This is a genomic window from Georgenia sp. H159 (assembly GCF_035607575.1).
GTDB lineage: Bacteria > Actinomycetota > Actinomycetes > Actinomycetales > Actinomycetaceae > Oceanitalea.
The window spans coordinates 1-14,947 of sequence record NZ_JAYDZY010000016.1 but is presented as its reverse complement, the minus strand read 5'-3'; the positions used below and the strand labels follow the sequence as shown (position 1 = coordinate 14,947).

The window sequence follows — 14,947 nt, the reverse complement described above, 5'->3', positions numbered from 1 at the left end:
CGGACGTGGGCGCTTCGCCACCGACGGGGAGCGTTAGACTCGACAGCCATGTCCACCATCTCTGCAGCCGAGGTCGCTCGCGTGGCCACGCTGGCCCGGATCGAGCTCACCGAGGACGAGGTCCAGCGCCTCGCGGGCGAGCTCGACGTCATCGCCCAGGCCGTCGCCCAGGTGAGTGAGGCCGTCGGTCCGGACGTGCCGGCCACCAGCCACCCCATCCCGCTGACCAACGTCATGCGCGAGGACGTCGTCGAGCAGCCGCTCTCCGTCGCGGACGCCATCTCCGGTGCACCGGCGAGCGAGGACGGTCAGTTCGTCGTGCCGCAGATCCTGGGGGAGGACGCATGAGCGAGCTCACCACCGCCACCGCCGCCCAGCTGTCGCAGCGCCTGCGCGCGGGCGAGGTCAGCGCCGTCGAGGTGACGCAGGCGCACCTCGAGCGCATCGCCGAGGTGGACGGCGCAGTCCACGCCTTCCTCCACGTCAACGGCGAGGAGGCGCTGGCCACGGCCCGCGACGTGGACGAGCGCCGGGCTGCCGGCGCCGAGCTGCACCCGCTCGCCGGCGTCCCGATCGCGGTCAAGGACGTCGTCGTCACCAGGGGGCAGCCCACGACCGCCGCCTCGAAGATGCTCGAGGGGTGGCTCCCGCCCTACGACGCGACGATCGTCGAGCGGCTGCGCGCCGCCGGACTGCCGATCCTCGGCAAGACGAACCTCGACGAGTTCGCCATGGGCTCCTCCACCGAGCACTCCGCCTACGGACCCACGCGCAACCCCTGGGACCTCGAGCGGATCCCCGGCGGCTCCGGCGGTGGCTCCGCCGCCGCGGTCGCCGCGTTCGAGGCGCCCCTCGCCATCGGGACCGACACGGGCGGGTCCATCCGCCAGCCGGCCGCCGTCACCGGCTCCGTGGGCGTGAAGCCGACCTACGGCGGGGTCTCCCGCTACGGCCTCATCGCGCTCGCCTCCAGCCTCGACCAGGCCGGACCGGTCGCGCGCACCGTCCTCGACTCCGCCCTGCTGCACGAGCTCATCGGTGGCCACGACCCCCGCGACTCGACCTCCCTGCCCGACCCCGTCGGCGACCTCGTCGCCGCGACGGAGGCCCAGGACCTGCGCGGTCTGCGCGTCGGTGTGGTCCGCGAGCTCCGCGGCGAGGGCTACCAGGCCGGCGTCGAGGCGAGCTTCTCCGCGTCCCTCGAGCTGCTGCGCGAGGCCGGCGCGGAGATCGTCGAGGTCTCCTGCCCGAGCTTCAGCTACGCGCTCGCCGCCTACTACCTCATCCTCCCGGCGGAGGCGTCCTCCAACCTCGCCAAGTTCGACGGCATGCGCTTCGGCCTGCGCGTCGAGCCCACCGACGGCCCGCTGACCGCCGAGCGCGTCATGGCGGCGACCCGCGGCGCCGGCTTCGGTGACGAGGTCAAGCGCCGGATCATCCTGGGCACCCACGCCCTGTCCGCGGGCTACTTCGACGCCTACTACGGCAGCGCGCAGAAGGTGCGCACGCTCATCCAGCGCGACTTCGCCGCGGCCTTCGAGCAGGCCGACGTCCTCGTCTCGCCGACGACGCCGACGACCGCCTTCCGGTTCGGGGAGAAGCTCGCCGACCCGATGGCGATGTACCTCAACGACGTCGCCACCATCCCCGCCAACCTCGCCGGCGTGCCCGGCATCTCGGTGCCGAGCGGGCTGAGTGACGACGGTCTGCCGGTCGGCTTCCAGGCCCTCGCGCCGGTCCGCGAGGACGCCCGGCTCTACCGGGTCGGGGCGGTGCTCGAGCGCATGCTCGACGAGCGCCGCGGCCACCCGCTCCTCGCGGACGCCCCGCAGCTGCCCGCCACCGTCTCCCAGGAGGCCGCCCGATGACCGCGACCACGCCCGCGCTCGTCGACTTCGACGACGCCGTCACCCGGTACGACCCCGTGATCGGGATCGAGGTCCACGTCGAGCTGGGGACCGCGTCGAAGATGTTCGACGGCGCGCCCAACGACTTCGGCGGCGCGCCCAACTCCCACACCACGCCGGTCTCCCTCGGGCTGCCCGGGACGCTGCCTGTGGTCAACCGCCTCGCGGTCGAGTACGCCATCCGGATCGGGCTGGCCCTCGGCTGCGAGATCGCCGAGACCTGCCGCTTCGCCCGGAAGAACTACTTCTACCCGGACGTCCCGAAGAACTTCCAGACCTCCCAGTACGACGAGCCGATCGCCTTCGACGGCGCCGTCGACGTCGAGCTCGAGGACGGCACCGTCGTGCCCGTCGCGATCGAGCGGGCGCACATGGAGGAGGACGCCGGCAAGAACACCCACGTCGGCGGCGCGGGAGGCCGGATCCACGGCGCCGAGCACTCGCTGGTCGACTACAACCGCGCCGGCGTGCCGCTCGTCGAGATCGTCACCCGACCGATCACGGGGACCGGGGCGCGTGCCCCCGAGGTCGCCCGCGCGTACGTCAGCTCGCTGCGGGACCTCTTCCGCGCGCTCGGGGTCTCCGAGGCCCGGATGGAGCGCGGCAACGTCCGCGCCGACATCAACGTCTCCCTCCGGCCGAGCCCCGACGCCCCGCTGGGCACGCGCACCGAGACCAAGAACGTCAACAGCTTCCGCTCCATCGAGCGCGCCGTGCGCTACGAGATCTCGCGCCAGGCCGCCGTGCTGGACGCCGGTGACACGGTGGTCCAGGAGACGCGTCACTGGCACGAGGACACCGGCACGACGTCCTCGGGCCGGGTGAAGTCCGACGCCGAGGACTACCGCTACTTCCCCGAGCCGGACCTCGTCCCGCTCGCGCCCAGCCGCGAGTGGGTCGAGGAGATCCGCCGCGGCCTGCCCGAGCTGCCCAGCCTGCGCCGTCGTCGGCTCCAGACCGAGTGGGGCTACGCGGACGCGGAGATGCGCGACGTCGTCAACGCCGGCGCCCTCGACCTCATCGAGGCGACCGTCGCTGCCGGGACCGACCCGGCGGCCGCCCGGAAGTGGTGGATGGGCGAGCTCGCCCGCACCGCCCGGGCCGACGGCGTCGAGCTGGCCGACCTGCGTGTCACGCCCGCGCAGATCGCCGAGCTCGCGGCACTCGTGGACGCCGGCCGGATCAACGACAAGCTGGCCCGCCAGGTGCTGGCCGGGGTGCTCGCGGGGGAGGGCGGCCCGGAGGAGGTCCTCGTCGCGCAGGGGCTGGAGATCGTGTCCGACGACGGCGCGCTCCTCGCCGCCGTCGACGAGGCTCTGGCCGCCAACCCCGACGTCGCGGACAAGATCCGCGGCGGCAAGGTGCAGGCCGCCGGTGCGATCGTCGGCGCCGTCATGAAGGCCACGCGCGGCCAGGCCGATGCCGCCCGCGTCCGTGAGCTCATCATGGAGCGCGTCGGCGCCTGACCGCCCCCGACCTCGCCGACAGCGGGGTTCTTTCCGGGTGCGGGTGTCAGGCGACCTGCGGGACGCCGGTGAACTCGGCGTAGGTCTCCAGCGCGCCGAGCGAGAGGTGGGCGAGCCCCGCCATGAACCGGGTCCCGGCGGCGGCCACGGCGCGCTCGAGCATGTCGGGCGCCCAGGGGAGCAGGTGGTCGCGGAGGAAGTCGGCGCCGAGCCGCACGTAGCGGGCGGCGTCCGGCTCCGAGCCCTGCTCCAGGGCGTCCAGCGCCCTCGCGCACGACTGCGCGAGGAAGTCGAGCTCCAGGCCGAGGTGGTCGTCCGGCTCGCGGTTGAGCCGCGGCGCCTGGAGGGACAGGGAGCGGTAGGTGTCACGCACCTGGAGCGTGTGCTCGTCGAAGAGCAGCCGCTCCTTCCCGCGGTGCACCGACTCGTAGGGTGCCACGCGCGCGACGGCCGTGTGACCGTACAGCCGGGCGTGGTCCGCGCGGATCGTGGCCGCGTCCTCCCCGGCCGCACGGGCGGTACGCATGAGCTCCAGCCCGGTGGTCGCGCCCGCGGTTCCGGGGAGCGGCCACTCGTCGAGCAGCTCCCAGAAGGCCGCGAGGGTCTCCTCGTCGGGTGCCTCGAGGTGGAAGCGGCCGAGGACGGAGAAGGCGACGTCGAGGGCCTCGAGCTGGGTGGTGTCGAACACGGTGGGGTCCTTACTCCGAGTGGGGGACGACGGCGGCGCACAGGGCGGCGTGCGCGGTGAGGAAGCCGCGCAGGAGGTCCGGGACGGCGCGATAGAGGTGCGTCCGGGCGTGCTGCTCGATCGCCTGGAGGATCGGCTCGACGACGAGGTCGGTGTGCTCCCGGCGGAACCGTGACGCGGCGTCCGCGGCGACGCGCGCGGACGCCGCGTCGTGCTGTCCCCACGCCCGGCCGATCCGGGTGGCGAGGTCCGCGAGGTAGGCGACCTGGTGACCGAGGTGGTCGTCGACGTCGGCGGGCACCGGCAGTCCGGCCGCCCGGTACTCCGCGGCCAGCCGGCCGCGCAGCGCGGGGGCGTCGGTGACGTCGGAGCGCCACGTCGACTCGTGCAGGGGCACGAGCCCCGGGTGACGCCGGAAGAGGGTGGCGTGGTCCCGCGGCAGGGTCTCGTAGGGGTCGGCCGCGACGGCCTCGAGCGCAGTCGTGCTGAGCGGGTCCTGCAGCGGCCAGGTCGCCCGCATCTGGGGAGCGGCGAAGTTCTCCGCCAGCGCCTGGCTGGGCGCCTCCAGCAGCAGGCGGGAGAGGACGAACCCGGCTGCCCCGATGCGGGCGCCCTGGTCGAGGAGGTCCATCAGATCCCGATGCGGATCATGGAGTCGTAGTGCAGGGAGCGGCCCATGATCTCCGCGACGAAGGCCAGCACGAAGGCCGCCGTCATGAGACCGGTGAGGAGGTGCGGCCGGTCCTTGAGCGTGTCGCCCGCGGTCCGGTAGGTGAACAGCGCCAGGACGACGGCCGCGATCCCGAGGAGGACGAGGCGGGTGACGAAGAAGGCACCGGAGAAGACCGCCGCGGACTCGGCGGCGCCCTCCGCCGCGAGTGCCGACACGTGCAGGGGGTAGGAGACGAGCACCAGCACCCCCACCGCCGCGGACGTGAGGGCCAGCCACTGGACGGTCCGGGTGGTCAGGGTCCACTCCGTGTCGGTCGTCGGGGCGTTGATGAGCGAGACCCGGGTGCGCACAGCGGTGGCGACGGCCGCGGCCCGCGATCCGCCGTCGCCGGTCGGGACCGGACCGACGCCCGGGGTGCCACCCGCGGGAGGAACGGCCTTCGCGGCCCTGGGCTGCCGGCGGTGGCGCACCATGGCGGTCGCCATGAGTGCGCAGCCGGCGGCCAGCGCCCCGAGCATGATCGTCGTGGCGAAGAAGTGGACCGGGACCACGGGGGTGTTCCAGGCGGGCACCGCGGTGAGTGAGTAGTAGATCTGGGACATCGACCAGATGAGCGCGACACCCGCGACGGCGGTCAGCCCGGCCACCACCTGGCGCAGCCGGATGGTGGCGATCGAGAACCACTGCATGAGGGCGAAGGCGAACCCGAGGCCCGCGAAGGCCATGCCGAACACGATCTCCCGCGAGAGCCAGGAGGAGTCGACGTTGCGGAAGACGTTGAGCGTGTTGGTGATGTCGTTCATATGGAGCGTGGAGGCCGCCAGGCCGAGGACCATCGCCGGCCCGATCGCGTAGACCACGGGTTCGGTGAGCCGCTCGACCGTCTGGCGGTCGTGCCGCAGCGAGGCCACCAGCTGCATGACCCCCAGCACGATGAAGGCGCCGACGCACAGCTGGGCGAGGACCGTGAAGAGGATCATCGGGAGCTCGTGGGTGTTCATCAGATCTCCTTGGGGTTCGCGATCCGCCCGGTGCCGGCGTCCCACCGCTGGGCGTCGCGGTGGGGGGTGATGACCAGGTGCGGCTCGGTGATGGACGGGTCGGGCAGCGGTGCGACCGCGTCGGTGTCGCCGTACCTGGCCCGCAGCTCCTCGATCGGGCCCCAGTCCAGCGCCCGGGAGGGGCAGGCGGAGACGCACGCGGGGTCCTGCCCGGTCTCGCGGTAGTCGTAGCAGAGGTCGCACTTGGACATGTGCCCGGTGTCGACGTTGAACTGGGGGGCGGAGTACGGGCAGGCCCACTCGCAGTAGCGGCAGCCCACGCACTTGTCCTCGTCGACGTAGACGGTGCCGTCCTCCCGCCGGGACATCGCCGTCGTCGGGCACACCTGCATGCACACCGGGTTCTCGCAGTGGTTGCACGAGATCGAGGTGTAGTAGGTGAACACGTTGGGGGTGACGGTGTGGCCGTCCACCTGCCACGAGCCGCCGGAGTACTCGACGACGCGGCGCCAGTTCACCCCGACCGGGAGGTCGTGCTTGTCCTTGCACGCGACCTGGCAGCCCTTGCAGCCGGTGCAGGCGGACTGGTCGAAGTAGAAGCCGTAGTCGGCGCCGGCCTCGGTGAATGTGTCAGTCATTGGTCCTTCACGCCTTCACGATGTTGGCGATCGTCGTGTGCACGGCGTTGCCCTTGGCGAGCGGCGACGGGTGCAGTGACGTCAGCGAGTTGACGGAGCCGGCCGTGTCGACCGGGTGGTCGGGGTTGGCGCCGGACGGTGGGGTGACAGCGGAGGCGGGTTGCGGGTCGAACCAGGCGCCCTGCGGGATGGAGACGACACCGGGCATGATCCGCTCGGTCACCTTCGCCTCGAGCCGCACGGTGCCCCGGTCGTTGTAGACGAAGACCTCGTCGCCGTTGTCGATGCCGCGGCTGGTGGCGTCCAGGACGTTGAGCCACACCTGCTGGCGGTGCGCCTCCTTGAGCCAGTCGACGTTGCCGTAGGAGGAGTGCGTGCGTGCCTTGAAGTGGTGCCCGATGACCTGCAGCGGGTACTCCTCCGAGTGGCGGGCAGCGACCGCTCCCTCCCACGTCTCGACGAACTCCGGCAGCGGCGAGAGCTTGTCGCCCGGCAGCTCGGGCCGGAAGGTCCCGAACGTCCACTTCTCGGCCATCGCGGCCAGGCGGGAGGAGTAGACCTCGATCTTGCCCGACGGCGTCGCGAGCGGGTTGGCCTCCGGGTCCGCCCGGAAGTCGGCCATCGAGATCGCCGGTCCGAGGTCCTTGCGGTAGATCCCGATCTCCTTCCACTCGTCGTAGTCCGGGAGGTCGGGGTCGTTGGCGCGGGTCGCCTCGATCGTCTCGCGCAGCCAGTCCTCCCGGCTCTTGCCCTCGGTGAACTCGGGCTCGGTGCCGAGGCGGCGGGCCATGTCGGTGCAGATGTCGAAGATGCTCCGGCACTCGTAGAGCGGCTCGATCGCCTGGGTCGAGACGATCCCGTAGGCCATCGGTCCGCCGTTCTCACCGGGGTGGACGTCGGACTCCTCGGCGGTCGAGGTGCCGGGCAGGATGTAGTCGGCGTAGCGGGCGGAGACCGTGTACTGGATGTCGCACACGACGATGAGCTCGCACTTGGACTCGTCGGACAGGATCTCCACCGAGCGGTTGTTGTCGCCGGTCTGGTTGACGATGGAGTTGCCGCCGTACTGCCAGACCATCTTGATCGGCACGTCCAGCGCCGTGTTCGTCGGGTTGCCGTCGTCGTCGACCGGGACCTTGTTGTCGCGGACGCCGGGCGCGGGCTTCTCGCACACGCCGGAGTTGAAGGTGTCCATCTCGGGACCGTGGTCGATCGCGTCCAGCCAGGAGAACACCGAGATGATCTTCTCCGAGGGGTTGATCGTCCCGGTGTTGAACGGCTTGACGAACGGCAGCGACTGGGCGCCCTCACGGGCTCCGGTGCCGCCGCCGGGGATGCCGACGTTCCCGGTGACGCAGGCGAGCAGGAAGATCGCCCGGGCGGTGTTCTCACCGTTCGCGTGACGCTGCGGGCCCCAGCCCTGGGTGATGGCGCACGGCTTGGCGCCGGCGATCTCGCGGGCCAGCTGCCGGATGCGCCGGGCGGGAAGCCCGGTGACGTCGGCCGCCCATTCGGGGGTCTTCTCCACGCCGTCGGGGCCGGTGCCCTCGACGTACGCACGGTAGGAGGAGTTCGCCGGTGCGCCCTCCGGCAGGGAGTCCTCGTCGAAGCCGACGCAGTACCTGTCGAGGAACGCCTGGTCGTGCAGGCCCTCCGCGAGCATGACGTGGATCATCCCGGCGACGAGCGCGGCGTCGGTGCCGGGGCGGACGGGGATCCACTCGTCACCGAGGAGCGCGGCGGTCTCCGAGTACCGGGGGTCGATGACGATCGTGCGCACGCCGTGAGCACGGCGGGTCATCTGCGTCACGGCGAGCTGGCCGCCGCCGGACATCCGCGTCTCGAGGGGGTTGTTCCCGAACATCACCTGCAGCTGGGCGTTGGCGGCGTCGTCGAAGGAGTTGCCGTTGACCCACGAGCCGTAGAAGTAGGGGTAGGCCTGGGTGATCTCCGTCGTCGAGTAGTCGGAGTAGTGGTCGAGGTACCCGCCCCAGGTGTTCATCAGGCGGGCGAAGGGTGTGGCGTCCGGCGGCCAGGAGCAGGCCATCGTCGAGCCGAGGACCCCGGTGCCGTAGTTGATGTAGAACGCCTCGTTGCCGTACCGGGCCTTGATCTCCTTCATCTTGTCGGTGATCTCGTCCAGCGCCTGCTCCCAGGAGATCTCCTCCCACTGCTCCTCACCGCGCCTCGTGCCCGGCTTGCGCTTCATCGGTCGCTTGAGCCGGTCGGGGTTGTAGATGCGGTGGCGCATGGAGCGCCCGCGCACGCAGGCGCGGACCTGCTGGCTGCCCAGCTCGTCGGTGCCGGTGTTGTCGGGCAGGACGCGCACGACGGTGCCGTCCTTGACCTGCAGCCGCAGCGGGCAGCGGGAGCCGCAGTTGACGGTGCAGGCGGACCACACCGTCCTGTCGGCGTCGGCCATGCCCTCCGCGGCCGCCGCCGACGGCGAGCTGCCCGGCATCCCCAGGTCGGACACGGTGGAGACGAGCGCCGCAGCCCCTCCGGTCACCGCCGACCACTTGAGGAAGGTCCGTCGTGTGGGACCGCGCCGGCTCTCGGCGGGGCGGACGGTGGTCGTGTGGCTCATGCGGTGCCTCCTGGGACGTGGACCTGTCCTCATCACATCAGCGCGATTTCCTGCGGTGCGGGACCTTCGTCCAGCGGGAGCGGGTGGCCGCGTCGTCAGGCGCCGGCCGCGGCGACGGCCGCGGGCGCACGACGACGGCGCGCCGCCCTGTCGCGGAGCGCCGAGACCCCGACCGCGAGGAAGAACAGCGCCACGAGCCCCAGCGCCTGGATGATCATCGGCACGGGGTTGGGCACGGGGTTGATGACGGCGGCGAAGGTGAAGGCGACGACGATGGCCCACCGCCAGCCGCGGAGCATCGTGCGTGCGCTGAGCACGCCGAGGAAGTTGAGCGCGACGAGGATCTCGGGCAGCAGGAAGGACAGTCCGAAGGCGAGCACGAGGTACATGTAGAAGCTGACGAAGGAGCCCGCGCTGAGCAGGGTCGCGGCGCCGTCGGGCACGAAGGAGACGAGCGCGTCGACGGCCCGGGGGACGACGAGCACGCCGCTGACCGCGCCGGCGCCGAAGAGGAGCACCCCCACGGCACCGAAGGCCAGGGCGTGGACGCGCTCGGCGCGCTTGAGCCCGGGGCTGATGAAGGCGCCGATCTGGTAGATCCACCACGGGCTCGAGACGAGCGCCCCCACCCAGAACGCCACCTTGAGCTGCAGCTCGAAGGCCGCGCCGATGGTCTGGAAGTTGAGCTGGGGGTTTCCCGCTCCCAGCTCGGTGAGCGGCCGCTGGACGTAGTCCATCACCGGCTCGTACAGGTACCAGCCCGCGACCGTGCCGACTGCCAGGCCGACGAGCACCAGGACGAGTCTCTTGCGCAGCTCCTGGAAGTGGGCTCCGACGCTCATGGCCCCCTCGGGGTTGGCGCGTCGGCGGGTGCTCATCGCTCTGGGGAGCGGGCAGGGCTCGGTGCGGCGGCGGACGGGGGCGGGACGTCGCTCGCGTGCGGCTGCACCGGCTGCGGCTGGACGACGCCCGTCGGCGCCGACTGCTGCGCAGGTGCGGTCGCGGCGGGGGACAGGTCCTCCTGCAGCTCGGCGACCTCCTTCTTGAACACCTTGAGCGACTGCCCGACGGAGCGGGCGACGTCGGGCAGTCGCTTGGCGCCGAACAGGATGATGAGCACGATGAGCAGGACGAGGATGTGGGTGGGGCGCATGTCGCTCTCCTCCGGTGAAGTCTGCCGGGGCGTCGCACCGGCGAGGGGTGCCCGCGGGCACAGTGGCAACCTATGGGGCGGTTTGGGGCTTGTGTCCGGACCTCGGTCCCGGGTCGGGGGTGGCGGGCGCGGAGCCGGGCGCCGACTGCGCGGTCCAGGCCTCCATCTCCTCGCGCACGGCCTGGCGCACGATCTCCCGCGGGTCGTACTGCCGCAGGTCGAGCCGGGACAGGTCCAGCCCGTCCAGCCCGACGTCCACGGACTCCCGCTGGGCCTCCTCACGGAGCCGTGCGCTCCACGAGCGCACGAAGCCCACGGCCTGCCGGAAGCCGCGCAGGGCCTGCGCGAGTCCCTTCGGGCCGATCGTGAGGACCACGACGACGAGGAGGATGACGAGCTCGACCGAGCTCACCCCGAACAGGTTCATGGACAGTGCTCCCCTCGACTCCTCCGAGCGTACGGTCGTCGCTTTCGCGAGCTTCGGGGCCTTGGTCCCGTCGGGTGTCAGGGAGCGGGGTCGTCCTCACGGCGCGCGGCGGCGAGCCTGGCGATGGCGGAGGGCGGCAGCGCGGAGCCGAAGACGTTGCCCTGCCGGAACCGGCACGTGGGGCACAGGGAACCGTCCGACGCCGGGTGCGGGGCACCGCACCGCTCGCACGTGGCGGTCACGACCTCGGCCAGCGTGACGACAGGGCTGTCGAGGAGGTCGGCCAGGGGGAGGGGACCGGCCGTGGAGAACGCGTCGACCGGGCACAGCCGCAGGCACTCGAGCTCCGAGCGGCAGGCCTCGCGCTGGTGGGTGAGCGTGCTCGTGGCCCCGTCGTGCTCGAGGACGAGGGCGTCGTGCGGACATGCCCGCACACAGACGCCGCACGCGGTGCAGCCGCTCACCGAGAGCGCGGCCGCCGGGCCGGCGGGGACCGCGCCACCCGCGGGCGACACCGGCGTCGCGGGACGCGCGGACACCCGTCCGCTGTCGGTGAGCAGCCGCACCGCGGCCAGCGTCCGGGCCGCGTCGTCGAGCTCGAGGTCGAGCGGTGAGCTGTCCCGTGCCCCCAGGCCGAGCACCACGCGCCGGGGCAGGGGGATCCGCCCGAGCGTGAGCACCTCCGGGTGCGACGCGCGCCGACGGGTGGGCGGGGAGAACGGCACGACGCCGTCGGTCAGGACGCTGCACCAGCTCGCGACCTGGGCGGCTGTCTCCTCCGGGTGCGTGCGGCACGGCACGACCTCGACGACGTCCACACCGGCGGCGAGCAGCTGCGCCGGGAGCCCCAGGCCGGTGTCCTTGACGCAGGCGTCGAGCCGCAGGACGAGGGACCGGCGGGCGACCGTGGGAACGACGGCGTCGTCGCAGAGCAGGACGACCCGGTCCGGGGTGTCGTGGGCCGCGAGCCAGCGAAGGAGCGGCCTCGTGGTGTCGGCCATGACTCGTCCGTCGGTCAGCGCGCCGACCACGAGGCGGCGAGCCGCTCGACGGCGGCAACCCGGTCGGCGACGACGGCGGGATCGGGCTTGGGGCTCGCGCGGCCGGCCGCGAGGCCGACGAGGAAAGCGGTGAGTGGGGCACCGGGGCGGGAGGGCCCGTGCGCGACGTCGCGCACGAGGCCGAGGAGGTCGTCCGTCACGCCGTCGAGGAGCTCGGGGTCGATGCCGAGCTCCGCGCACACCGCCTCGAGCCAGCGCCACATCTGCGCCATCCGCTCGGCCTCGCCGGTCATCAGTGGTCCTCGGCGGCGAAGACCTCGCCCGCCCACTTCCACGCCGCGATGGTGGCGGGGAACCCGCGGGTGGTGAGCCCGAGGAGGATGACCTGCTCGATCGCCTCCCGGCTCACCCCTGCCTCCAGCGCCTTGCGCACGTTGGAGCGGACCGCGCCGTCGGCCTGCGCACCCAGCGCGATACCCAGCTTGGCCAGGCGGACGGTCTGCTCGTCCAGCGGACCCGCGGCATCGACGGCTTCGGCGACCGCATCGTGACGGTCCACGACGTCGCCGAAGCGCCGACGGAAGGACTGGTAGACATCGGGCAGGTACGCGGCATCGTCGTCCATGTCGTCATCGTGGCACAACACCGCGCCTCCGACCCGGGACGGGCGGAGGTGGGCGCACACGCGAAAGCCGGCAGCTGGAGCCTTCCCAGCTGCCGGCTTCTCGTGCTCAGCGGAGCCAGCCGTTGCCGACCTTGCCTGCCCACCACTTGCCCAGGCCCCACTTGTCACCGGCGAGGGTGACGGCGGGGATGATGAGGAGCAGTGCCTCGAGGATGTGCGAGTCGAGGATCGGGTTGGTGCCGTGCTCGCCGACCCACGGGAGGGCGACGAGGTACATGAAGAGCAGGAGCGCGGTCCCACTCACGGCGGCGATCTTCAGGCCCGCGCCGGCGACCATCGCGACGCCGATGCCGAGCAGGCCGGCCATGAAGATGATGTCACCGAAGGAGTTGAGGAACAGGGACTGGAAGGTCTCCGCGAGGGGCTGCTCCGGCGGGAGGTTGCCGAGGTAGCCCTGGGCCGGGGTGCCACCGTTGATCCACGCCCGCTCGCTCGGGGTCGTGAACCCGAGCCCGAACGTCTTGTCGAGGAAGGCCCACAGGAAGATGAAGCCGATCGCGATGCGGCTCACCGCGAGCACCGACTGCGTGCCGGGCCGGGTGACGATGTCGTCCATGAACATGGCCTTACCGCTGGGAGCCGGGGTGGTGGCTCGGGCGGAGGGCGTCGTGGTGGTCATCTGAGTTCTCCTAGCGGTGAGGTGGTGCTGTTGCTGTGTGAGGCGTGTCATAGGTAATGCTGGCAGTCCGACTTGTCGGACTCTTGGGGCCAAGGTCCCGAATTTTCGGACTCTCGTCCCGGGCTCTACCCGTTTGCCTCTCCGGCGGCGCGGAGACGGGGCCGGAGGCCGATAATGGGCCGAGGCCGCGGGCGGCGCGGTCCCGGCGAGAGAAGGCGGCTCGAGATGGCACTGCCCAGTCCCAGCTACACGATCACCATGCGCGTCCAGGCGCCGGCCTCACAGGCCGCGACGAGCGAGCTGGTGGCGGCAGTGGCCGCCCAGGGCGCCTCGGTCACCGGGGTGGACATCGCGCAGTCGACCACCGACCACCTCACGGTGGACCTCACCTGCGACACCATCGACGGACCGCACAGCCAACGGGTGGTCGACGCGCTGGACGAGCTCGAGGACGTGCGGGTCCTCAAGGTCTCCGACTCGACCTTCCTCATGCACCTCGGGGGCAAGATCGAGGTCGGCCTCAAGGTGCCGCTCCGCACGCGCCGTGACCTGTCACGGGCCTACACGCCGGGGGTCGCCCGCGTGTGCCTCGCCATCGCCGAGCGCCCGGAGGACGCCCGCAGGCTGACGATCAAGCGCAACACCGTCGCGGTCGTCACCGACGGCACCGCCGTCCTCGGCCTGGGGGACATCGGACCGGCGGCCGCGCTGCCCGTCATGGAGGGCAAGGCGGCGCTCTTCAAGAAGTTCGCCGGGGTGGACGCCTGGCCCGTGTGCCTCGACACCACCGACACCGAGGAGATCATCTCGATCGTCAAGGCCCTCGCGCCGGTGTACGGCGGGGTCAACCTCGAGGACATCTCGGCGCCGCGGTGCTTCGAGATCGAGCGGCGGCTGCGGGCGGAGCTGGACATCCCGGTGTTCCACGACGACCAGCACGGGACGGCGATCGTCGTCCTGGCCGCGCTCCTCAACTCGCTCAAGGTCGTCCGGAAGACGATCGACGAGGTCCGGATCGTCGTCGCCGGAGTCGGTGCGGCGGGCTCCGCCATCATCCGCCTCCTGCACGCCCAGGGGGCGCGAAACATCGTCGGCTTCGACCGTGACGGCGCGATCCACGACGGGACCGTGACGAACGACGAGCACCACCAGTGGATCGCCGCGAACACCAACCCTGGACGTGTCACCGGCACGTTGCAGGACGGTCTGGTCGACGCCGACGTGTTCATCGGTGTCAGTGCCGGCGACATCCTCACCGGTGACGACATCGCCCGCATGGGGCAGGACGCGATCGTGTTCGCCCTCGCCAACCCGGTGCCCGAGGTGGACCCCATCGCCGCGGCGGCCCATGCCGCGGTCGTGGCCACCGGCCGCAGTGACTACCCGAACCAGATCAACAACGTGCTCGCCTTCCCCGGACTGTTCCGCGGGCTGCTCGACGCGGGAGCCACGGACGTCACCCAGGAGACGATGCGCCGGGCCGCCGTGGCGATCGCCGGGGTGGTCGGCGCGGACGAGCTCAACCCGTCCTTCGTCATCCCCGGTGTCTTCGACACGCGGGTCGCGGAGGCGGTGGCCGAGGCGGTCCGTGAGGAGGCCGAGGAGGCGCGTGCGGCAGGACGTACGCCGGCGGCGGCGGACCATGCAGCGGAGGACGCCAGGGTCACCTGGCCGGGGCGTCAGCCGAACTCCGGGGACGCGGCTGTGCGGTGACTCACAAGGCCCGCCGGCTCCTCGGCGCCGCGACGACTTTTCCGCGACATCCCACGGAAAACTCGGCGCTGTCCGAGCCTCGCTCACCGGCTTGACCCGCTGCTCGCGACCTGCCTATGATCCTCTAGCCCGCAAGGGAGGCACGGACACCAGGGACTGAAGCCCGGTGGCCGGTCCCGGCGGGACGAACCCCGAACAGAACGACGCAACGTCGTCGACCCGTTCGAGGCTCGACACCCAGACAGGACCGGCAGTCAGCGCCGCAGAAGCGAAGTTGACACGTCGAACTCAGTCGGGTAAGTTTAAGAGGTTGCCCCGGTCCGGGGCTGGTCCTGGTGGGCTGGTTCTGGCGGTGTGTGTCTGTTTCTTGAGAACTCAACAGTGTGCCA

The 14,947-nt window shown here is 71.8% G+C and carries 16 protein-coding genes; 4 read left to right on the top strand and 12 right to left on the bottom strand.

All coding sequences use genetic code 11. The annotated features are described in order from the left end of the window. Window positions 1-48 precede the first annotated feature (48 nt). The 3 genes from gatC to gatB are packed head-to-tail and all read left to right on the top strand — an operon-like array spanning window position 49 to window position 3,373. A complete protein-coding gene (gatC, locus tag VR894_RS17430; protein WP_324653592.1) occupies window positions 49-348 on the top strand; it encodes an Asp-tRNA(Asn)/Glu-tRNA(Gln) amidotransferase subunit GatC in 300 nt (99 codons plus the stop codon). Next, a complete protein-coding gene (gatA, locus tag VR894_RS17425; RefSeq protein ID WP_324653591.1) occupies window positions 345-1,868 on the top strand; it encodes an Asp-tRNA(Asn)/Glu-tRNA(Gln) amidotransferase subunit GatA in 1,524 nt (507 codons plus the stop codon). The genes gatC and gatA overlap by 4 nt, the downstream gene beginning before the upstream one ends. Next, window positions 1,865-3,373 (top strand): Asp-tRNA(Asn)/Glu-tRNA(Gln) amidotransferase subunit GatB, encoded by a 1,509-nt coding sequence (gene gatB, locus VR894_RS17420; RefSeq protein ID WP_324653590.1) that lies wholly within the window; start codon window positions 1,865-1,867, stop codon window positions 3,371-3,373. Before gatA ends, gatB begins: the two co-directional genes overlap by 4 nt. Window positions 3,374-3,419: 46 nt before the next feature. Here gatB and VR894_RS17415 read toward each other — a convergent pair whose 3' ends face one another. The 12 genes from VR894_RS17415 to VR894_RS17360 form a co-directional block, all read right to left on the bottom strand. Further along, complete coding sequence (locus tag VR894_RS17415) at window positions 3,420-4,061, bottom strand: TorD/DmsD family molecular chaperone (protein ID WP_324653588.1); 642 nt, start codon at window positions 4,059-4,061, stop codon at window positions 3,420-3,422. 10 nt (window positions 4,062-4,071) lie between these two features. Continuing rightward, entirely contained in the window at window positions 4,072-4,692 is a 621-nt protein-coding gene (locus VR894_RS17410; RefSeq protein WP_324653586.1) for a TorD/DmsD family molecular chaperone, read from the bottom strand. Continuing rightward, window positions 4,692-5,735, bottom strand: a complete 1,044-nt coding sequence (locus VR894_RS17405; protein ID WP_324653585.1) for a dimethyl sulfoxide reductase anchor subunit family protein — start codon at window positions 5,733-5,735, stop codon at window positions 4,692-4,694. The genes VR894_RS17410 and VR894_RS17405 overlap by 1 nt, the downstream gene beginning before the upstream one ends. Then, window positions 5,735-6,373 (bottom strand): DMSO/selenate family reductase complex B subunit, encoded by a 639-nt coding sequence (locus VR894_RS17400; RefSeq protein ID WP_324653583.1) that lies wholly within the window; start codon window positions 6,371-6,373, stop codon window positions 5,735-5,737. The genes VR894_RS17405 and VR894_RS17400 overlap by 1 nt, the downstream gene beginning before the upstream one ends. Before the next feature lie 7 nt (window positions 6,374-6,380). Further along, window positions 6,381-8,960 carry a DMSO/selenate family reductase complex A subunit gene (locus VR894_RS17395; RefSeq protein ID WP_324653580.1) on the bottom strand — a complete coding sequence of 860 codons (2,580 nt, stop codon included), beginning with the start codon at window positions 8,958-8,960 and terminating at the stop codon, window positions 6,381-6,383. Between the two features lie 95 nt (window positions 8,961-9,055). Further along, entirely contained in the window at window positions 9,056-9,838 is a 783-nt protein-coding gene (tatC, locus tag VR894_RS17390; RefSeq protein ID WP_324653579.1) for a twin-arginine translocase subunit TatC, read from the bottom strand. Next, complete coding sequence (gene tatA, locus VR894_RS17385; protein WP_324653577.1) at window positions 9,835-10,113, bottom strand: Sec-independent protein translocase subunit TatA; 279 nt, start codon at window positions 10,111-10,113, stop codon at window positions 9,835-9,837. The genes tatC and tatA overlap by 4 nt, the downstream gene beginning before the upstream one ends. Before the next feature lie 70 nt (window positions 10,114-10,183). Beyond that, window positions 10,184-10,540 carry a hypothetical protein gene (locus VR894_RS17380; protein WP_324653576.1) on the bottom strand — a complete coding sequence of 119 codons (357 nt, stop codon included), beginning with the start codon at window positions 10,538-10,540 and terminating at the stop codon, window positions 10,184-10,186. A 77-nt stretch (window positions 10,541-10,617) separates the two neighbouring features. Further along, window positions 10,618-11,541 (bottom strand): DUF362 domain-containing protein, encoded by a 924-nt coding sequence (locus tag VR894_RS17375; protein WP_324653574.1) that lies wholly within the window; start codon window positions 11,539-11,541, stop codon window positions 10,618-10,620. 14 nt (window positions 11,542-11,555) lie between these two features. Then, a complete protein-coding gene (locus tag VR894_RS17370; protein WP_324653572.1) occupies window positions 11,556-11,834 on the bottom strand; it encodes a DUF6457 domain-containing protein in 279 nt (92 codons plus the stop codon). After that, on the bottom strand, window positions 11,834-12,166 hold the full coding sequence (locus VR894_RS17365) for a carboxymuconolactone decarboxylase family protein (protein WP_324653570.1): 333 nt from the start codon (window positions 12,164-12,166) through the stop codon (window positions 11,834-11,836). Before VR894_RS17365 ends, VR894_RS17370 begins: the two co-directional genes overlap by 1 nt. Window positions 12,167-12,272: 106 nt before the next feature. Beyond that, complete coding sequence (locus VR894_RS17360) at window positions 12,273-12,845, bottom strand: DoxX family protein (RefSeq protein WP_324653568.1); 573 nt, start codon at window positions 12,843-12,845, stop codon at window positions 12,273-12,275. A 225-nt stretch (window positions 12,846-13,070) separates the two neighbouring features. Here VR894_RS17360 and VR894_RS17355 point away from each other — a divergent pair, with 225 nt between their 5' ends. Next, on the top strand, window positions 13,071-14,558 hold the full coding sequence (locus tag VR894_RS17355; protein ID WP_324653566.1) for an NAD-dependent malic enzyme: 1,488 nt from the start codon (window positions 13,071-13,073) through the stop codon (window positions 14,556-14,558). The last annotated feature ends 389 nt before the right edge of the window (window positions 14,559-14,947 follow it).

Bases quoted from the DNA above. Each gene is read 5' to 3' on its own strand.
- VR894_RS17410 (WP_324653586.1), bottom strand. From the start codon at position 4,692: ATGGACCTCCTCGACCAGGGCGCCCGCATCGGGGCAGCCGGGTTCGTC.
- gatC (WP_324653592.1), top strand. From the start codon at position 49: ATGTCCACCATCTCTGCAGCCGAGGTCGCTCGCGTGGCCACGCTGGCC.
- VR894_RS17375 (WP_324653574.1), bottom strand. From the start codon at position 11,541: ATGGCCGACACCACGAGGCCGCTCCTTCGCTGGCTCGCGGCCCACGAC.
- gatB (WP_324653590.1), top strand. From the start codon at position 1,865: ATGACCGCGACCACGCCCGCGCTCGTCGACTTCGACGACGCCGTCACC.
- VR894_RS17365 (WP_324653570.1), bottom strand. From the start codon at position 12,166: ATGGACGACGATGCCGCGTACCTGCCCGATGTCTACCAGTCCTTCCGT.
- gatA (WP_324653591.1), top strand. From the start codon at position 345: ATGAGCGAGCTCACCACCGCCACCGCCGCCCAGCTGTCGCAGCGCCTG.
- VR894_RS17380 (WP_324653576.1), bottom strand. From the start codon at position 10,540: ATGAACCTGTTCGGGGTGAGCTCGGTCGAGCTCGTCATCCTCCTCGTC.
- VR894_RS17400 (WP_324653583.1), bottom strand. From the start codon at position 6,373: ATGACTGACACATTCACCGAGGCCGGCGCCGACTACGGCTTCTACTTC.
- tatA (WP_324653577.1), bottom strand. From the start codon at position 10,113: ATGCGCCCCACCCACATCCTCGTCCTGCTCATCGTGCTCATCATCCTG.
- tatC (WP_324653579.1), bottom strand. From the start codon at position 9,838: ATGAGCACCCGCCGACGCGCCAACCCCGAGGGGGCCATGAGCGTCGGA.
- VR894_RS17355 (WP_324653566.1), top strand. From the start codon at position 13,071: ATGGCACTGCCCAGTCCCAGCTACACGATCACCATGCGCGTCCAGGCG.
- VR894_RS17405 (WP_324653585.1), bottom strand. From the start codon at position 5,735: ATGAACACCCACGAGCTCCCGATGATCCTCTTCACGGTCCTCGCCCAG.
- VR894_RS17370 (WP_324653572.1), bottom strand. From the start codon at position 11,834: ATGACCGGCGAGGCCGAGCGGATGGCGCAGATGTGGCGCTGGCTCGAG.
- VR894_RS17395 (WP_324653580.1), bottom strand. From the start codon at position 8,960: ATGAGCCACACGACCACCGTCCGCCCCGCCGAGAGCCGGCGCGGTCCC.
- VR894_RS17360 (WP_324653568.1), bottom strand. From the start codon at position 12,845: ATGACCACCACGACGCCCTCCGCCCGAGCCACCACCCCGGCTCCCAGC.